This window comes from Methylobacterium longum (assembly GCF_022179385.1).
Classification (GTDB): domain Bacteria; phylum Pseudomonadota; class Alphaproteobacteria; order Rhizobiales; family Beijerinckiaceae; genus Methylobacterium; species Methylobacterium longum.
On sequence record NZ_BPQS01000006.1, the window covers coordinates 15,896 to 33,075 of the forward strand.

The window sequence follows — 17,180 nt, forward strand, 5'->3', positions numbered from 1 at the left end:
GCTGTTCATAACCGAATGTCCCGCAGAGCACGACGCCGCGGTTATTGCGACCGGCGCCGTACCAACCGAAATTTCCATCCAGCCAAAACGGTTTCATGGTATCGAACATGCGATGAAATTTTGAAAATTGTAAATTTTGGACTGGTCGGCCGTCAATGCGGCGAATAATAAATAATCGGTGTTGTGAAGACGTAGGGCTACCTAAGTAGATTCACGAAAATTTGCCGATCACGGGGTCGAGCGCGGGCTCCCTTGAGGGCCGGGTGCTCCATGACCGGACGATCGCGCCGACCCTTCCCCCGCGGCCGCCATCGCGAGGCCTGCGCGGTCGGACGGGGTGGGGCGCCGCTCGGCGCTGAAAGGTCCGTGACGCCGGCCCGGAGTTGGGCTGGGGCGGGGAGGCGCATGCCGCCGCAGAAGCGGGGTGGAACTCGTCGCAAGTGTCTCCAACGAGCCCCCGCGCTCGGCAGCGCCATCCGCACCTCTTCACGTCGACGCGGCGGGCGGATCGGAACGCAGGACTCGACAGCGCTCGCCGCGGACCGGCGCGGACCAACGGGCGCGACCCGGGGCTCGAAGATCGACGGGCAGACCCGATGGCGCGGCAGCAGCGTCGCCCTCTGCCCCATCGCCGACGCGTTTCCTGCGACAGCACCGCGGCGAGCGTCTATGGCTCCCGCTCATGGCCACGAGATCGCCAGCACCGGACCGACCGTCGCCGACCGCCTCCGCGGCATGGCGCGCCTTCGCGCAGAGCTTCGTCGCCTGCGCTGTTCTGGCAGGCGCGACGGCGCTGATCTTCGTCGCGGCCCTCGATCCCTACGGTTTACGGGCCGCACCCGGACGGCCGCCGGGCCCGATCATGGATGCCAACCAGCGGCTGTCCTACCCGCAGATCGCCCGCGGCGGCAGGTTCGATGCGGCGGTGTTCGGCACGTCCACCGCGCGGCTGCTCGACCCGGATGCCCTGGACGCGGCCTTCGGCGCCACGTTCGCGAATCTGGCGGTCAACGCCGCGACCCCGGATGAGCAGATCCGTCTCGCGGACCTGTTCCTGGCTGGCCGACCGGTCCGGGTCATCCTGTTCGGGCTCGACACGACGTGGTGCGCCGCCGATCCGCCGACACGGACCGCCAACGCCTTCCCCGACTGGCTCTACGCGGAGGCTGTATCCTGGGGCGCTCTGCGGCAGGCCAGCCTGCGCTCCGTGACGGTGGCGTTCCAGGCCGGTCTGGCGCGGCTCGGCCTGGAACGGCCGCGCATCCGCCGGGACGGTTACGCCGTCTTCACACCGTCGGAGGACCGGTACGATCCGGAGCGGGCGCACGCCCACATCCAGGCCGGCGCCCTCGATCCGGCCGCGCACGCGGACGCCCCCGACTCGGCAATGCCCGCGCTGACGCGGCTCGACCAGCTCCTCGGTCGAGTTCCGGCGGATGCGCTGAAGCTCGTGGCGTTCATGCCGGTGCACGTTGTGGCGCAGGGTACCCCGGGGACGCCGGCGGGGCGGCGCGAGGCCGCCTGCAAGGCGCGCGTCGCGGCGATCGGCGCACGACGCGGCGCGGTGGTGGTGGATTTCCGCATCCGATCGCCGATCACCGCGCAGGACGCGCATTACTGGGACGCGCTGCACTACCGCCTGCCGATCGCGGCGCGCATCGTACAGGATCTGAAGGACGCCGTGGCGCGCGGGACGAGCGATCCCGCGGGCGATTTTCAAGTGCTCGCACGCCCCTGACGGGTTGGATCAGGCGGCCGCACGCTCCGCGCGCGCCCATCCCTCCCGGGTGGCGCTGCAGTAATCGCCGTACCGCCCATCCCGGATCGCCGCCCGGGCGCCGGCCATCAGGTCCTGATAATAAGCGAGGTTGTTCCAAGTCAGCAGCATCATCCCGAGTATCTCATTCGACCGAACCAGATGATGCAGGTAGGCGCGGGAGTAATCCCGGGCAGCTGGGCACGTCGAGGCGTCGTCGAGCGGCGCCGTGTCCTCCGCGTGGCGGGCGTTGCGCAGGTTGATCCGGCCGTGGCGCGTGTAGGCAAGCCCGTGGCGCCCGGCGCGGGTCGGCATCACGCAGTCGAACATGTCGATGCCGCGGGCGACCGCGCCCAGGATGTCGTCCGGCGTGCCGACACCCATCAGGTAGCGAGGCTTGGCCTGCGGCAGATGCGGTTCCACCGTCTCGATCATGGCGAACATCACCGCCTGCGGCTCGCCCACCGCGAGGCCGCCGACCGCGTAGCCCTTCAAGTCGAGGTCGGTCAGGGAGCGGGCGCTCTCGATCCGGAGCGCCGGAACGTCGCCACCTTGAACGATGCCGAACATCGCGCGGCCGGGCTGCTCGCCGAAGGCGATACGGCAGCGTTCGGCCCAGCGCAGGGACAGGTGCATCGCCTTCTCGATGGCGCCGTGCTCGGCCGGGAGGCGGACGCACTCGTCGAGCTGCATCTGTATGTCGGAGCCGAGCAGGCCCTGGATCTCGATGGATCGCTCCGGGCTCATGTGGTGGGCCGTGCCGTCGATGTGCGAGCGGAAGGTGACGCCCTGCTCGTCGATCTTCCGCAGCGCCGAGAGGGACATGACCTGGAAGCCGCCGGAATCCGTCAGAATCGGCCGGTCCCAGTTCATGAATCGGTGCAGGCCGCCGAGCCGTGCCATCCGCTCGGCGCCCGGCCGCAGCATGAGATGGTAGGTGTTCCCGAGCACCACGTCGGCGCCGAGGTCGCGGACCTGCTCCGGATACATCGCCTTCACGGTCGCCGCCGTCCCGACCGGCATGAAGGCCGGCGTTCTGATGGTGCCGCGGGCCGTGGCAATCTCACCCGTGCGGGCGGTGCCGTCCTGCGCGACGAGGGTGAAGCCGAAAGGGACGGAGTCGGTCATGGTACATCCGCGCCCGGGCCCGGGAAGAGCAGGCTGGCGTCACCGTAGGAGTAGAACCGGTATCCGCTCTGGATCGCGTGCGCGTAGGCGGCCTGCATGGTCTCCAAGCCCGAGAAGGCGGAGACAAGCATGAAGAGGGTCGAACGCGGCAGGTGGAAGTTGGTCATCAGCGCGTCGATGGCGCGAAATCGGTAGCCGGGCGTAATGAAGATGTCGGTAGGGCCCGAGAAGGCCGCGAGCCGCCCATCCGGACCGGCGGCGCTTTCGAGGAGGCGGAGAGCCGTCGTGCCGACGGCCACGATCCGACCGCCCGCGGCGCGGACGGCGTTGAGCGCTCCGGCCGTGGCGGCGTCGAGATGGCCGACCTCCGCGTGCATCCGATGGCTCTCCGTATCCTCTGCCTTGACGGGCAGGAAGGTGCCGGCACCCACGTGAAGGGTCACGTGGTGGCGTTGCAGCCCGGCGGCGTCGAGGTCCGCCAGCAACGCCTCTGAGAAGTGCAGGCCCGCGGTCGGGGCCGCGACGGCGCCGAGATTGCGGGCATAGACCGTCTGGTAATCGGTCGCGTCCCGAACATCGGTGGCGCGCTTGCCGGCGATGTAGGGGGGCAACGGCAGGGCGCCTTCGGCCGCGACGGCCGCGTCGAGGTCCGAGCCGGCCCGATCGAACTCGAGCAGGATCTCGCCGGCCTCCGCTTTCCCCACCACCACGGCCGTAAGGTCGCCGAAGCGCAGCGTATCGGTGGGGCTGAGCCGCTTGGCCGGTCGTGCGAAGGCGCGCCAGCGGGCGGGCGCCTCCCGCAGATGCAGCAGAACCTCGGTTCGCTGGCCGGGCGCGCCGGGACGCGTGCGCACGCCGGTGAGCCGGGCCGGGATCACCCGCGTGTCGTTAAAGACCAAGGCGTCGCCCGCCCGCAGGGCGCCAGGCAGGTCACGCACCATTTTGTCCGCCAGCGGCGCGCCGGGGCGCACCACGAGCATTCGCCCGGTGTCGCGCGGCTCGGCCGGACGCAGGGCGATGCTGGTCTCCGGAAGATCGAAATCGAAGAGGTCCACGCGCATCGCCGGCTGCCTGCACCGAACGGCAGCAGGTTTCAACCGCGGAACCGGTGCGGGGCGTGCCCGTTTTCCGCGTCACCGAGACGCGAGAAGCTCCGCCGATGCCCTGGTACGCCGTGCGACCCCGAGATGAAGCCGACCCGCGCTGGCCTTTGCCGGGAAAGGTCGAGATCGTTCTGAAGGCGGAGAATCCTGAGAGCGCTCGGACGAAGTTCGAGGCGGCCTATCCGAGTCAGCCTTTCGGCAGTCCGGCCCTGTCGGTGCCCAACGCCGGCGTGGGGAGCTTCCGTGGGGATGCCGATGCGCTGACTGTGACCGAAACGGGCGAGCCGCCCGCATCGCGGGATTGAGGCCGATGACGATATCGAGCCACCCCGGACGGGTCACGTTGGATGGCCAACTCCTCGGCTACTGGGAGCGGGAGGCAGCGCGTCTGGATGCCCTAGCCACCGGGTCGCGCTTTGCTTGGCAACGCCGCAGGTACCTTCGGAAGGCGGAGGTTGCCCGCGCCAAGGCAGAGCTCAGCCGCCAGCGCGAGGCTACGCGTGGTCAGGACGGAAGCGCGTCGGAGACTTAGCTAGGGCTAAGAATTTTTCGGTGCCCTAGAACCTTTGCCGTGGCCTTGGCCGTGTGTCGTCCCTTAAGGGGCCAGCGACTCGCAGACGGCGCACACCATGGACCGCACACAGAAAGCCGCCCTCCTGAGCGCCGGCGTCGGCCTCGCCGTCACCGCCCTCAAATTCTATGCCGCTGCCGCCACCGGCAGCCTCGCCCTGTATTCCGACGCACTGGAAAGCATCATCAACGTCGTTGCGGCGGTGGGCGCCTTCGTGGCCCTGCGGGTGGCTGCGCGACCGGCGGACGAAGATCATCCCTATGGCCACCACAAGGCCGAGTTCTTCTCGGCGGTCATCGAAGGTGCGCTGATCGTCGTTGCGGCGCTCCTGATCCTGCGGGACGCCTATTTCGGTCTTCTCGCCCCCAAGCCCCTCGACGCGCCGGTGCTCGGCCTCGCCATCAATTTCGGCGCGAGCATCATCAATGCCGTCTGGGCCTTCGCGCTGATGCGGTGGGGCCGAATGTGGCGCTCACCGGCCCTCATTGCCGACGCTCGGCACGTCTTCGCGGATGTCGTGACATCCTGCGGTGTACTCGCCGGCGTGAGTGCGGTTCTCGCGACGGGCTACCCCGTCCTCGATCCGGCCGTGGCTGGCTTGGTGGCGCTCCACATCCTCTGGTCCGGTTTCCAGATGGTTCGGGAATCCGTCGACGGTCTGATGGATCGCGCTGCCTCACCCGAACTGATCGCGGAGATTCGAACGCTGATCTCGAAGCATGGTGAGGGCGCCTTGGAAGCCCATGATGTGCGGACGCGATCCGCCGGTCAGGCCACCTTCATCGACTTCCATCTGGTCGTGCCGGGAACGATGACGGTCGAGGATTCGCATTCCATCTGCGACCGCCTGGAAAGCGCTCTCGAGACGACGATCACCGGGGCCGTCGTGACGATCCACGTCGAGCCGGCAGCGGAAGCGAAGGCACACGGCTTGCCGGTCCTCTAGGCGACGGTCTCGCTGATGCGGCGGCCCCGGAGGAGGGCTCGCCCGGTACGATAGGCACGCGCGCGAACACGATCTACGTGCCGCTGACCTGCCTGAACACGGAAGGACTCGTCCATGGTAAGCGACCCGTCAGCCCGATGGTCACCGTCGTGCTGCGCCCTGACCGGTCCGACGGGGCGACCCCGTACTGGAACACCAACCACGATGCGACGCGCACCTCCGACCGGGGGGCCGTCGATTGTGGGGGACGACGACCTTGTCGACTCATCGAGTCTTCTCCAACCTGTGCCTCAGCTCCAGGCATGGGACGGCGGGTTCACGCCGTTCAACGCATGATTGCCGATGATGGCATACTTCCAGCGCACCGGATCGTGGAGCGTGTGCGTCCGGGCGTTGCGCCAGTGGCGATCGAGATTCTCCGCTGCCAGCGTCGAGCGGGTGCCCGAAAGCTCGAAGAGCTTGTTCGAGGCCGCCAGCGCGACTTCAGTGGTGAGGACCTTGGCTTCCGCTACGGACAGTTGCGCCGCCGCGACACTCTCGGCGGTCGGACGAGCGACTGCGTCGTCGAGGGCGAGGCCGGCCCGATCCAGCAACGCTTCGGCGGCGTGCTGGCGGATGGTCAGATCGCCGATCGCCTGAATGGTGTACGGGTCTTCGGAGGCGCGCTCCAGCCCGCTGTCGATCCACGGCCGCGCCTTCTCGCGCACGAAGCGTATCGTGTCGTCCAGGGCTTCACGCCCAATCCCGGCGTCGACGGCCCCCTGAATGATCTGAAATACCGCCCCATCCGCGGTCGGCGCCGCGTAGCCCTTCCAAGCTGGGACAAGGTGGCTCCTGGGCACCCGCACGGCATCGATGAGAACCGTGCCGCTCGCGGTGCCGCGTTGGCCGAAGCTCGACCAGTCGTCGAGCACGGTGAGGCCCGGCGCATCCCGCGCCGCGATGGCGTACCAGGCCCGACCCTCGTCATCGAGGGCCACGATCGGCACGCGGTGAGCCAGAAGCGCCCCCGTGGCGTAGAACTTCTCGCCGCGCACGACCACATGGTCGCCGTGATCGGTGAAGCGCGTGTCAAAGTCCGCCGCCCGCTTGGTGCCGCGCTCCGAGAACGCGTTGCCGAACCGGATGCCGCTGAGCACCTCGTCGAACAGGAGTCGCTTCTGCGCCTCGTCCGAGACCGTGCGGATCGCCGCCACGATGCCGAGGTGGTTCTGCGCGATCTGCGCGATGGCTGGATCGGCCGCCGCGATGATCGCGATCACCCGGGCGAGGGTGCGGTACGAGACCTCGGGCCCACCAAAAGCCCGCGGCACGTTGATCGACCACAGTCCACTCTGCGAGAAGGCATCCAGTTCAGCGAGGGGACGTACGGACGCGCGGTCACGCTCCGAGGCGCCTGCCCGGAACGCAGTCGCGAGCCGATGGGCGACGGCGAGTGCCTCGGCGTCGTCACGGATGACGTGGGCGGGAACGGGTGACCGGGTGGGGCCCGGTGTGCCCCTGGGATTCTCCGGCGCGAGCGTGCGCGCATCGACGGCGACGTTCATGATGCAACTCCGACAGGACAGGATTTCGCAGTCTTACGCGGCGCTCAGGCCGCCTGGGCTCGCGTCTCGCGGGCGGCTTCCAGGGCGCGGACGCGCGGGATCACGTGCTGGCCGAAATAAGCGACCTCTTCTTGGAAGTGCAGGAACGCCAGCAAGGCCAGATCGGCGCCCGCATCCTTGAGGGCGAAGATCCGCTCGGCGATCTGGTCCGGCGTGCCAATCAGGTTGGTCTTGAAACCGTCATTGTACTGGACGAGGTCCTCGAAGCTGGATTGCGCCCAGTTGCCTTCGCCCTCTGGCGAGGACTTGCCGGCGTTCTTTGCCTCATGGCCAAAGGCCTTCACGGCATCTGGATCAGCGCCGTCGATGATCTCCTGAAGGACGGCGCGGGCCTCCTCCTCGGTATCACGGGCGATCACGAAGGCATTCACGCCGATCCGCGGGCGATTGCCAGTCTCGTCTGCCTTGGCACGGATGTCGTCCACCTGAAGGCGGATGTTTTCCGGCGTGTTGCCGTTGGTGAAGTACCAGTCGGACACGCGCGCCGCCATGTCGCGCGCCGCCCGCGACGAGCCCCCCTGAAAGATCTCCGGCAGGGACTGAGCGGGCTTCGGCTTCAGGGTGTAGTTGCTGTAGCGGTAGAAGTCGCCGCGGAAGGTGAAATTGTCCTCGGTCCAGATCCCGCGCAGGCTTCGGATGAACTCCTCCGATCGGCGGTAGCGTTCGTCGTGGTCCAGCCAGGGCTCACCGATGGCGCGGAACTCGCCCGAGAACCATCCCGAAACGATGTTGACCGCGACGCGGCCTTCGGTGAGTTGCGAGATCGTCGCGATCTGCTTCGCAGCGAGCGTCGGATTCCAAGGCCCCGGCAGGATCGCGGCAATTACCTTGAGGCGCGTGGTCGCCGCAAGTAGTGCGTGGCTGAAGGCGACGGACTCGTGCTGATATTCGGCGCCGTATCCCGCAGTGAAGCGGATCTGCGTCAGGCCGTAATCGAAGCCCGCCTCCTCGGCGATCTGCGCAAGCTTGCGGTTGTACGCCGCGTCCCAGCTCGTCCGCTGCGGGATCTTGCTGATGACGAGACCGCCCGACACATTGGGTACCCAATAGGCGAAGCGGATCGGTTCGGGAGGCGATGTATCGCTATGAGAATTGGTCATCCGGCATTACCTCGCATGAGCGGCGCACACGCGCCGTCTTACCTGCTGTCGATCGCCGTGAACTGAATACAACATGCAGAACGCGGGCAATCACGCAAGGACACGGAAAGTATTCCGACGCGGAGCCCGCAGGTCAAAGGAACACGTTACTTTTTTTATGACAGGAATGACGATGCTCTGCTACGGAGAGCGTATCGCATGCACGATTATCCTACGCCGTCAGCGTGCGATCCGGCTCGTGTAGGCGACGCCACGCGTAGACCGAGAAGACGCCGATCAGGCACGCGGCGAGGCCGAACCACGTGAACGCGTATTGCAGGTGGTTGTTCGGCAGGTCGATGCGCAGTTGCCCACCTCGTGGCCACGTGGTCTGATCCGGCACCGCATCCGCCTCGATCAGGTAAGGGGCCGCATCTGCGAGGCCGCGGGCAGCCGCGATGCCGGCGACGTCGCGGTTGAACCATTCGCCCAGCGTCGGATCGGGTTCCGGCACGAACATGGTCCGGGGTTCGCTGGCCCGAAGAATGCCAGTGACCTCCGTCGGCCCCTCGATCAGACCGTTCCGGCGGTCACCCTGCGCCTTCAACTCGGTCGGCACGAAGCCGCGATTGATCAGTACCAAGCCGCCATCTTCGCGCGCGAACGGCGTGAGGACGTAGTAGCCCTGAAGCGCCCGGCCCGGCGTCTCACCGGCAGCGAGGCCGTGGACCAGCGTTTCCCGGTCGTTGAGAAAGCGGCCCGTCACGCGGACGTGGCGAAACTCGTCGCGATTCGGCTCCCAGGTCGCCGACGACGGCGGCGGCACCGGCTCGGCACGGGTCTGGCGCAGGATCCGGGTGATGAGATCCTCCTTCCAGGCCCTGCGCTCGAGTTGCCAGGTCCCCAGGCCCAGAAGGATCGCGAGGGCGATCAGGGATGCCATCCCCGGCGCGATCAGGTCACGCCACGCCGGCCGCGATGATCCCGACCGGTTCACGGCTCGAAGCGTCCCTGCTCGGCCTTGTTGCTGTATTGCAGCGCGATCAACATGCCCTTCAGCGGACGGACCAGGATCAGGCTGAGACCGATCGAGAGCGTCGTGGCCACCAGGGCGTGGACCCAGATCGGCGGCTCGTAGGTGATCTCCATCCAGAGGGCGAGGCCGACCACGATCAGTCCCACGATCGACATCACGAAGAACGCCGGTCCATCGGCCGAATCGAAGTGCGTATAGTCGAGGCCGCACGCCTCGCAGGAGGGGCGCAGGGTCAAGTAGCCCTTGAACAGGTGACCCTCGCCGCAGCGCGGGCATCGGCCGCGCAAACCCGTCGGGATCGGCGGCGGCGGCGAATAGGTGCGTTGGTCCACGTGCACACTCCAGACCGATCCGGGAAACCGCTTCCGGACGACGCCCGGAGCATTCCATCGATATGGGGATCCCATCGCGCCGAAACGAAAAAGGGCGGCCCAAGCCGCCCTTCGCAGACCCGCCATGCATCAGCGAGATGGATCGCCGTCAGTGGGCGCCACCGCCGTGGAAGACACCCGAACCCCACACGTAGATGGCGGCGAACAGGAACAGCCACACGACATCGACGAAGTGCCAGTACCAGGCCGCGAACTCGAAGCCGAGATGCTGACGGGTGGTGAACTCGCCCGCATAGGTCCGGAACAGGCACACTGCCAGGAAGATGGTGCCGATGATGACGTGGGCGCCGTGGAAGCCCGTCGCCATGAAGAAGGTCGACGAGTAGATGCTGCCCGAGAAGCCGAACTCGGCGTGGCTGTACTCGTAGGCCTGGCAGGCCGTGAACAGCACGCCGAGGATGATGGTCAGCCACAGACCATACTTCAGACCCTTGCGATCACCTTCGAGCAGCGCGTGGTGCGCCCAGGTCACCGTGGTGCCTGAGGTGAGAAGGATGAGAGTGTTCAGGAGCGGCAGGTGCCAGGGATCGAAGGCTTCGATGCCCTTCGGGGGCCAGACGCCGCCGGTGAATTCCACGCGGGAGACCTGGATCGGATCGGCGGTATAGAGGGCAGCCTCGAAATACGCCCAGAACCACGCCACGAAGAACATCACCTCGGAGGCGATGAACATCATCATGCCGTACCGGTGATGGAGCTGCACGACACGGGTGTGATCGCCCGAATTGGCCTCGTGCGCCACGTCCTTCCACCACGAGTACATCGTGTAGAGGACGCCTATCGCACCGGCGCCGAAGATGTACGGGCCGGGCGTCAAGGTACCGATCTGGAGGCTTTTCATCCAGAAGACGGCGCCGAACGCCATCAGAAAGCCCGAGAAGGCCCCGATCAGCGGCCATGGACTTGGATTCAGGATGTGAAAGTCGTGATTCTTGGCATGCGCCTCGGCCATCGTCCCGTCGCTCCTCACCCTTGCGCCCCGCGCCGTTCCCGGCATTCGGCCTTACGCTGCTTGCCCTTGGCTGGACGCGACCGAGACCCCGCCCAAGCTTGCCGGCACGTTTAGTCTGTGCGGGTCCGTCTTGTCACGGTCCCGCGATCAGAAATCGCCCTTCGATCCGGAAGACGCTGAATTCGCCACACTCCCCGTCACCGGCTGACCGTTCTTGGCCGCGAAGTAGGTGTAGGACAGCGTCATCTCGGACAGGTGCGCGGTGTTCGAGTCGTCCCGGACCGCCGGATCAACGTAGAACACCACCGGAACGTCCAGGGTTTCACCGGGTTGAAGCGTCTGCTCGTTGAAGCAGAAACAGGCGATCTTCACGAAGTAGCTGCCCATCAGGCCGGGCTGGACGTTGAACGTCGCCACACCCGTCGACGGTTTGGATCCGGTGTTCTGCACGCGGAAGAACACCGTCTTGGTCTCCCCCAACGTGGCCTCGACGCGGTTCGCCTCGGGGGCGAACTTCCACGCCAGACCCGGGGCCACGTTCGTGTCGAAATGCACCACCATGCTGTCGTGGGCCCGCGCCGCCGACGCGGCGAGGGCGGGGCCCTGACGCGGGGTCCCGTCGTAACCCGTCGCCTTGCAGAAGGCGTCGTAGAGCGGCACCGACGCGAAGGCGAGCCCGATCATCCCGATCGCCAGACCCGCGCAGGCGAAGGCCGTCCGGGTGGCCCCACGTCCGGGGTTGGCACGGGGTGTCATCATCGCGCCCTCCTTACATCGGCCGGCTGAGGATCTGCGGTCCGAGTTTGACGATCGTCAACACGAAGAAGAGCAGCACCCAGGCACCGAGCGCCAACGCGATGGCGATCGACCGCTTGCGGCGCCGCGCCTCCTCCTCCGGCGTCAGGGGACGGTGCTGGACCTCGGGATTCCCCATGGCGGTCAGCCCAGGACCGGCCGGAACAGGCCGAAGCTCTGCTCGGCGAGAAGCGCCGAGAACAGGGCGAACAGGTAGAGGATCGAGAAGCCGAACATGCCCATTGCAGCGCGCTTCTCCGCCTCGCCGTGGCGGTTCCGGAGCACGCGGATGCTGAAGGCGATCATGCCCACACCGCCCACGAGGCCGATCACCGCGTAGAGGAGGCCTCCGAAGCCCAACGCAACAGGCACGAGACCGAGCGGCGCAAGGAACAGCGAGTACCATACGATCTGCCGGCGGGTGGAAGCCGGTCCGGCCACGTTCGGCATCATCGGGATGCCGGCGCGGGCGTATTCGTCGGCCTTGATGAGCGCCAGCGCCCAGAAGTGCGGCGGCGTCCAGATGAAGATGATGGCGAACAGGATCAGGGACTCGATTCCGACCGACCCGGTCACCACGGCCTGGCCGATCACGGGCGGCAGCGCGCCGGCGGCCCCGCCGATGACGATGTTCTGCGCGGTCGCTCGCTTCAACCACATGGAGTAGACCACCGCGTAGAACACGATGGTGAAGGCGAGGAGCGCGGCGGCCAGGAGATTGGCGGCCAGCCCCAGCACCACCACCGAGGCCACCGACAGGAACAGCCCGAAGCCGAGGGCCTCCTCGGACGTGATCTTGCCCGCAGGAATCGGCCGCTTTGCCGTGCGGCTCATCACGGCGTCGATGTCGGCATCCCACCACATGTTGAGGCAGCCGGAGGCCCCGGCGCCGATCGCGATGGCGAGCAGGGAAATCGCGCCGATGGCCGGCTGCACGTGGCCCTGCGACACGACCATCCCGACCAGGGCGGTGAAGATCACGAGGACCATCACCCGCGGCTTCAGCAGGGCGAAGTAATCCGGCACATCCCCGCCTGCGGCCGAGAGGGCCGGAGCTGGGACGTCCGGTCCGATGCTGTTCGTCAGGCTCGTCATCGCGTCTGCTGCTGCTGTGCCGGCGCCCGGCCACGCGCGTCACGGCCGAGTCACGTTACGAATTCGACGTGTTTCAAGGGACGGCGCGAGTGGGGCCCGGGACTGCTCCCCGGCCCGTGCTCGTCGCCCTCAGCGCTCGCCCTTGCCGGGAGGCCGCGGATCGGCCACCGGGGAAGGGCGAGGGCCGCCGAAGCGGCCCTCGCGGTGTGTCTATCAGTGCGCGCCCGGCTCGTCGACGATGCGGGGCAGCGTCTCGAACTGGTGGAACGGGGGCGGCGAGGAGAGCGTCCACTCGAGGGTGGTGGCGCCTTCACCCCATGGATTGTCCGCGGCCCGCTCCTTGGAGCGGAAGGCCAGGACCACGCCGATCACGAACACGAACATGCCGAGACCAAAGATGTGGCCGCCGTAGGTCGATACCTTGTGCCACTGTGCGAAGGCATCCGGATAGTCGGCGTAGCGACGCGGCATGCCGGCGAGACCGAGGAAGTGCATCGGGAAGAACAGGACGTTCGCTCCGATGAAGGCCAGCCAGAAGTGCAGCTTGCCGGCCCATTCCGGGATGATGTGACCGGTCATCTTCGGGAACCAGTAGTAGATGCCGGCGAAGATGATGAACACGGCGCCGAGCGAGAGCACGTAGTGGAAGTGCGCGACCACGTAGTAGGTGTCGTGCAGGTACTTATCGACCGCCGAGTTGGCCAGCACGACGCCGGTCACACCGCCGACCGTGAAGAGGAAGATGAAGCCCACCGCCCAGTGCATCGCGGCGGTGAAGCGGATGGAGCCGCCCCACATGGTGGCGATCCACGAGAAGATCTTCACGCCGGTCGGGACCGCGATCACCATCGTGGCGAACACGAAGTAGGACTGCGTCTGGAGCGAGAGGCCGACGGTGTACATGTGGTGGGCCCACACGACGAAGCCGACGACGCCGATCGCCACCATGGCGTAGGCCATCGCGAGGTAGCCGAAGACCGGCTTGCGGGAGAACGTCGCGATGATGTGCGAGACGATGCCGAAGGCCGGCAGGATCATGATGTAGACTTCGGGGTGACCGAAGAACCAGAACAGGTGCTGATACAGGATCGGATCGCCACCGCCGGCCGGGTCGAAGAAGGTCGTGCCGAAGTTGCGGTCTGTGAGCAGCATCGTGATGGCGCCCGCGAGAACCGGCAGCGACAGGAGCAGCAGGAACGCGGTGACCAGCTCGGCCCAGGCGAAGAGCGGCATCTTGTGCAGCGTCATGCCGGGGGCGCGCATGTTCAGGATGGTGGTGATGAAGTTGATCGCGCCGAGGATCGAACCAGCGCCCGACAGGTGCAGGGCGAAGATCGCGAAGTCGACGGCCGGGCCGGGATGGCCGGCGGTCGAGAGCGGCGGATAGACGGTCCAACCGGTGCCCGCACCGGACGCGCCCGGCGCGCCCTCGACGAACAGCGAGCACAGCAGGGAGCAGAAGCCCGCCACCGTCAGCCAGAACGAAATGTTGTTCATGCGCGGAAACGCCATGTCGGGCGCGCCGATCATGAGGGGCACGAACCAGTTGCCGAAGCCGCCGATCAGCGCCGGCATCACCATGAAGAACACCATGATGAGGCCATGGCCCGTGACGAACACGTTGTAGGTCGCGGGGTTCGAGAAATACTGCAGGCCGGGCGCTTCCATCTCCATCCGGATGCCGAAGGAGAGGAACGCGCCGATCATGCCGGCACAGAAGGCGAAGAGCAGGTAGAGGGTGCCGATGTCCTTGTGGTTGGTCGACAGGAACCAGCGGGCGAAGAACGACGGCTTGTGGTCGTGGACCTCGTGGGCCTCGGCATGGGCTGCGGCTGTAGCCATGGATTCGGGTGCCTTGTGGATCTGATGGGTTCGGTTCGGTCAGCCGGGGCTCAGCGCGCCTCGGCGAAGCTCGTGCCGTTGTCGATGCGGGCGTACTTGGTCTTCGCTTCCTTGAGCCAGTCGGCGTAGGCTTGCTCGCTCACCACGCGGACCACGATCGGCATGTAGGCGTGGCGCTGGCCGCAGAGCTCGGAGCACTGGCCGTGGAAGGTGCCTTCCTTGTCGGCCTGGAACCACATCTGGTTCAGTCGGCCGGGAACGGCGTCGATCTTGAAGCCGAAGGCCGGCATTGCCCAGGAGTGCAGGACGTCGGCCGCGGTCACCTGGATCTTCACGATCTTGCCGACCGGGACCACCATCTCGTTGTCGGTCTGCAGCAGGCGCGGTTGCTTGTCTTCGTCGATGTTGGCGTCGAAGGTGAAGCCGCCGCCGTTCTCGGTCTGCGGGTACTCGTAAGACCAATACCAGGCGTGACCGATGACCTTGACGATCATGTCGGCCTTCGGATCCGAGAGCTGCGTGCGCAGCAGGCGGAAGGACGGGATCGCGACGGCGACGAGGATCAGCACCGGCACGATCGTCCAGGCGATCTCGATGGCGGTGTTGTGCGTCGTGCGCGAGGGCGTCGGGTTTCGCTTCTCGCCGAACCGGAAGATGCACCACAGGATCAGGCCCAGCACGAAGACCGAGATCGCCAGCGACAGCCAGTGAAGGCCGACCTCGAAGCTGAGGATGTCGCGACCGTTCTCGGTCACCTGGACCTGCCGGCTCATCTCCCACGGGACCGGCTGACCGAATCCCGCCGCCAGCGCGCCACTAACTGGGAAGAGCGAAGCGCCGAGGGCGGCGAGGCTCCAGAGTGACCGGTTGATCGTCCGCACCGTTCGCATCTGCCTCTCGTGGCTCCCCTGAACTGTCTGGCTACTGTCGGACATTCCGTCTTGATCGCGAGCGGGATTGTACCGACGTGACGGAGTAGCGGTTGTGTCACCCGGCATTATCCGACCGGGGCTTCAGACCACAAGGGCCGCCGAGGTGCAACCGCACAAGCGTCGCATCGGGCGCTTTCCAGGCAGTTCGCGGGCGCACGTGGCCCGCTCGCACAAGGGCGACGGGGTTGTCCACGGTTGGCATTGCCGGGTCCCCGCCCCACCGGATACGTGTTCGGCTCGAATAGGAGTGCTGGATGTCTTGGGAACCGGAGTGTCGACCCGGCGAGCTGCCCCCCGCCTCGGAGCAGGTGCCGATGCAGGTCATGGCCTATACGGGCGGCAAGCCTCGGCCGGGAGTTCGCGTGCTCGCCGCGGAGGTGCCGGTCAACCTCATCTACGGCAGCGTGCCGCACGCGGTGATGATGGCCACCCCCGTCGACCTGGAGGATTTCGCCTGCGGCTTCAGCCTCACGGAAGGGATCGTCGAAGGCATCGAGGAGATTCGAGAGACGCGGGTTGAGACCGGACCGGATGGGGTGCGGCTTCATGTCGAGCTGGCCCCCGGGCGCCTGCGCGAGCACTTGGCTCGCAAGCGCGCGATCAGCGGTCGCACCGGGTGCGGGGTCTGCGGCATCGAGGATCTCAGCGATCTCCCCTGGGCCGAGCGGCGGGCCGGGGGGACGGTGCAGGTGACGCTCCCGGCCATCGCGCGGGCGCTGTCGTCGCTGGATGCCGCTCAGAAGTTGGGAGCCGAGACCCGGGCGGTTCACGCCGCTGCCTGGGCGCGGCTCGACGGCAGCCTCGTCGCTGTCCGTGAGGATGTCGGCCGCCACAACGCCCTGGACAAGCTGATCGGCGCCTTGATGCGGGCCGGGACGGATACCGATGCGGGCTTTCTGGTGATCACCAGCCGCTGTTCCTTCGAGATGGTCGAGAAGGCCGCCCGCCTCGGAGCGGCCATCATCGTCGCGATCTCAGCGCCGACCGCCCTGGCCCTCGAACGTGCCCGCGCGCACGCGATAACGCTCTGCGCCATCGCGCGCGCCGACACGGTCACGATCTTCACCGGCGCGGAGCGGCTGATACCCGTCGAACCGGCTTATTGAGCGGCGCCCTGGTCCCTGTCGACCGTGCCCGGAACGATGGTCGCACCGCCGATCACCCGCACGGGCTTCTTCTCCGAAGGCGGATCCTTCCAATCCTTCGGCGCCGGTTTGGGTGCCTCCGCAACCACCGTCTCGGCAGGCTTGTCCGGCGCCGCGGCGCCGGGCGTTGCCGGCTGAGCCTTCCCGATGGAGGCCTCCCGGGGATCGGCCTTCACATCCGCCTTCGCATCCCGTCTGGCCCCGGCCTTGCCCGCTTCGGCGGGTGCGACGGTGGGGGCGGGCGCCTCAGGGCTGGTACGAAGCGATGGACGGAGTTCGGGCGGTTTAGCGGGGACCGCGCGCGCGACTTTCCGCGGAACGCCGGACCGGCCGCCGGCATCGGGGTTGACGCCGTCGGGATTCAGCTCCGGCCGCATGGCCTCGCCGGCCGGCCTGCGCTGAAGCCGCAGGGGCTGGGTTTCATCGAAGGGCGAGGGTCGCGCAACGCGTCGGGGCGCAGCCTCTTCCTCGGTCCAGCCGAAGCCGGGCGCCGGGCGCTCGAGCCGCGCATAGGTTTCCGGAGCATTGACGCGCCTCTGGCCGACGATTGCGCCGGCGGCCGGATCGACGAGCAGGCGGACCGGAGCCCCGGTGGGGCTCACCGCATCCACGACGTAGACGCGCCCGTCGAAGCGCGGACGACTCAGGTCGGTGAAGCCGCGGTCCGCCAGACGCCACGCGACCACGCGCGGCGGCAAGATCTCGTCTTCGAATGCAAATTGCGCGTGGGCATTGCCGCAGAGCCCCAGCATGGCGCTACCCGCCACGAGCGCTGCGCAGAACGCCTGGTTCGTCAACATG

The 17,180-nt window shown here is 67.2% G+C and carries 17 protein-coding genes; 4 read left to right on the forward strand and 13 right to left on the reverse strand.

Annotated features, from left to right (window positions below):
• Positions 1–682: 682 nt before the first annotated feature.
• Positions 683–1,738, forward strand: coding sequence for a hypothetical protein (locus tag MFF58_RS07220; protein WP_238286322.1), 1,056 nt, complete (start codon positions 683–685; stop codon positions 1,736–1,738).
• 9 nt (positions 1,739–1,747) lie between these two features.
• Here the strand turns inward: MFF58_RS07220 and tgt are convergent, their stop codons facing one another.
• Both tgt and queA read right to left on the reverse strand, forming a co-directional pair.
• A complete protein-coding gene (tgt, locus tag MFF58_RS07225) occupies positions 1,748–2,884 on the reverse strand; it encodes a tRNA guanosine(34) transglycosylase Tgt (RefSeq protein WP_238286324.1) in 1,137 nt (378 codons plus the stop codon).
• On the reverse strand, positions 2,881–3,945 hold the full coding sequence (queA, locus tag MFF58_RS07230; RefSeq protein WP_238286325.1) for a tRNA preQ1(34) S-adenosylmethionine ribosyltransferase-isomerase QueA: 1,065 nt from the start codon (positions 3,943–3,945) through the stop codon (positions 2,881–2,883). Before queA ends, tgt begins: the two co-directional genes overlap by 4 nt.
• A 98-nt stretch (positions 3,946–4,043) precedes the next feature.
• Between queA and MFF58_RS07235 the strand changes: the two genes are divergently transcribed.
• Together MFF58_RS07235 and MFF58_RS07245 are read left to right on the forward strand one after the other, a co-directional pair.
• Positions 4,044–4,292: a hypothetical protein gene (locus tag MFF58_RS07235; RefSeq protein WP_238286327.1), complete on the forward strand. Its 249-nt coding sequence runs from the start codon at positions 4,044–4,046 to the stop codon at positions 4,290–4,292.
• A 324-nt stretch (positions 4,293–4,616) separates the two neighbouring features.
• Entirely contained in the window at positions 4,617–5,504 is an 888-nt protein-coding gene (locus MFF58_RS07245; protein ID WP_238286331.1) for a cation diffusion facilitator family transporter, read from the forward strand.
• Positions 5,505–5,794: 290 nt separating this feature from the next.
• On the opposite strand, the gene MFF58_RS07250 is transcribed toward MFF58_RS07245, so the two are convergent.
• The 10 genes from MFF58_RS07250 to coxB all read right to left on the reverse strand — a co-directional run bounded on the left by MFF58_RS07250 (position 5,795) and on the right by coxB (position 15,192).
• Positions 5,795–7,051 carry an SfnB family sulfur acquisition oxidoreductase gene (locus MFF58_RS07250; protein WP_238286333.1) on the reverse strand — a complete coding sequence of 419 codons (1,257 nt, stop codon included), beginning with the start codon at positions 7,049–7,051 and terminating at the stop codon, positions 5,795–5,797.
• 44 nt (positions 7,052–7,095) lie between these two features.
• Positions 7,096–8,211: a dimethylsulfone monooxygenase SfnG gene (gene sfnG / locus MFF58_RS07255; protein ID WP_238286334.1), complete on the reverse strand. Its 1,116-nt coding sequence runs from the start codon at positions 8,209–8,211 to the stop codon at positions 7,096–7,098.
• Between the two features lie 211 nt (positions 8,212–8,422).
• Positions 8,423–9,133, reverse strand: coding sequence for an SURF1 family protein (locus tag MFF58_RS07260; protein ID WP_238286336.1), 711 nt, complete (start codon positions 9,131–9,133; stop codon positions 8,423–8,425).
• A gap of 50 nt (positions 9,134–9,183) precedes the next feature.
• The gene (locus tag MFF58_RS07265) at positions 9,184–9,558 is read right to left on the reverse strand and encodes a DUF983 domain-containing protein (RefSeq protein WP_238286337.1); all 375 of its coding nucleotides are present in this window, start codon (positions 9,556–9,558) and stop codon (positions 9,184–9,186) included.
• A gap of 148 nt (positions 9,559–9,706) precedes the next feature.
• The gene (locus MFF58_RS07270; RefSeq protein ID WP_238286339.1) at positions 9,707–10,570 is read right to left on the reverse strand and encodes a cytochrome c oxidase subunit 3; all 864 of its coding nucleotides are present in this window, start codon (positions 10,568–10,570) and stop codon (positions 9,707–9,709) included.
• Positions 10,571–10,717: 147 nt separating this feature from the next.
• Positions 10,718–11,329 (reverse strand): cytochrome c oxidase assembly protein, encoded by a 612-nt coding sequence (locus MFF58_RS07275; protein WP_238286342.1) that lies wholly within the window; start codon positions 11,327–11,329, stop codon positions 10,718–10,720.
• Positions 11,330–11,339: 10 nt separating this feature from the next.
• On the reverse strand, positions 11,340–11,504 hold the full coding sequence (locus tag MFF58_RS07280) for a cytochrome c oxidase system small membrane protein (RefSeq protein ID WP_238286343.1): 165 nt from the start codon (positions 11,502–11,504) through the stop codon (positions 11,340–11,342).
• Between the two features lie 5 nt (positions 11,505–11,509).
• Positions 11,510–12,460 carry a heme o synthase gene (locus MFF58_RS07285; RefSeq protein WP_238286344.1) on the reverse strand — a complete coding sequence of 317 codons (951 nt, stop codon included), beginning with the start codon at positions 12,458–12,460 and terminating at the stop codon, positions 11,510–11,512.
• 213 nt (positions 12,461–12,673) lie between these two features.
• The gene (gene ctaD / locus MFF58_RS07290; protein WP_238286345.1) at positions 12,674–14,302 is read right to left on the reverse strand and encodes a cytochrome c oxidase subunit I; all 1,629 of its coding nucleotides are present in this window, start codon (positions 14,300–14,302) and stop codon (positions 12,674–12,676) included.
• Positions 14,303–14,352: 50 nt separating this feature from the next.
• Complete coding sequence (coxB, locus tag MFF58_RS07295; protein ID WP_238286346.1) at positions 14,353–15,192, reverse strand: cytochrome c oxidase subunit II; 840 nt, start codon at positions 15,190–15,192, stop codon at positions 14,353–14,355.
• A 296-nt stretch (positions 15,193–15,488) separates the two neighbouring features.
• Between coxB and fdhD the strand changes: the two genes are divergently transcribed.
• Positions 15,489–16,340 carry a formate dehydrogenase accessory sulfurtransferase FdhD gene (gene fdhD, locus MFF58_RS07300; protein ID WP_238286347.1) on the forward strand — a complete coding sequence of 284 codons (852 nt, stop codon included), beginning with the start codon at positions 15,489–15,491 and terminating at the stop codon, positions 16,338–16,340.
• On the opposite strand, the gene MFF58_RS07305 is transcribed toward fdhD, so the two are convergent.
• Entirely contained in the window at positions 16,334–17,179 is an 846-nt protein-coding gene (locus tag MFF58_RS07305) for a hypothetical protein (RefSeq protein WP_238286578.1), read from the reverse strand. The two genes, fdhD and MFF58_RS07305, sit on opposite strands and share 7 nt — an antisense overlap.
• Position 17,180: the final 1 nt, after the last annotated feature.

Excerpts from the sequence above, each read along its gene's own strand:
- fdhD (WP_238286347.1), top strand. The coding sequence starts at position 15,489 with ATGTCTTGGGAACCGGAGTGTCGACCCGGCGAGCTGCCCCCCGCCTCG.
- MFF58_RS07280 (WP_238286343.1), bottom strand. The coding sequence starts at position 11,504 with ATGGGGAATCCCGAGGTCCAGCACCGTCCCCTGACGCCGGAGGAGGAG.
- MFF58_RS07275 (WP_238286342.1), bottom strand. The coding sequence starts at position 11,329 with ATGATGACACCCCGTGCCAACCCCGGACGTGGGGCCACCCGGACGGCC.
- tgt (WP_238286324.1), bottom strand. The coding sequence starts at position 2,884 with ATGACCGACTCCGTCCCTTTCGGCTTCACCCTCGTCGCGCAGGACGGC.
- ctaD (WP_238286345.1), bottom strand. The coding sequence starts at position 14,302 with ATGGCTACAGCCGCAGCCCATGCCGAGGCCCACGAGGTCCACGACCAC.
- MFF58_RS07270 (WP_238286339.1), bottom strand. The coding sequence starts at position 10,570 with ATGGCCGAGGCGCATGCCAAGAATCACGACTTTCACATCCTGAATCCA.
- MFF58_RS07305 (WP_238286578.1), bottom strand. The coding sequence starts at position 17,179 with ATGTTGACGAACCAGGCGTTCTGCGCAGCGCTCGTGGCGGGTAGCGCC.
- MFF58_RS07235 (WP_238286327.1), top strand. The coding sequence starts at position 4,044 with ATGCCCTGGTACGCCGTGCGACCCCGAGATGAAGCCGACCCGCGCTGG.
- MFF58_RS07220 (WP_238286322.1), top strand. The coding sequence starts at position 683 with ATGGCCACGAGATCGCCAGCACCGGACCGACCGTCGCCGACCGCCTCC.
- MFF58_RS07260 (WP_238286336.1), bottom strand. The coding sequence starts at position 9,133 with ATGGCATCCCTGATCGCCCTCGCGATCCTTCTGGGCCTGGGGACCTGG.
- MFF58_RS07285 (WP_238286344.1), bottom strand. The coding sequence starts at position 12,460 with ATGACGAGCCTGACGAACAGCATCGGACCGGACGTCCCAGCTCCGGCC.
- coxB (WP_238286346.1), bottom strand. The coding sequence starts at position 15,192 with ATGCGAACGGTGCGGACGATCAACCGGTCACTCTGGAGCCTCGCCGCC.
- MFF58_RS07250 (WP_238286333.1), bottom strand. The coding sequence starts at position 7,051 with ATGAACGTCGCCGTCGATGCGCGCACGCTCGCGCCGGAGAATCCCAGG.
- queA (WP_238286325.1), bottom strand. The coding sequence starts at position 3,945 with ATGCGCGTGGACCTCTTCGATTTCGATCTTCCGGAGACCAGCATCGCC.
- sfnG (WP_238286334.1), bottom strand. The coding sequence starts at position 8,211 with ATGACCAATTCTCATAGCGATACATCGCCTCCCGAACCGATCCGCTTC.
- MFF58_RS07245 (WP_238286331.1), top strand. The coding sequence starts at position 4,617 with ATGGACCGCACACAGAAAGCCGCCCTCCTGAGCGCCGGCGTCGGCCTC.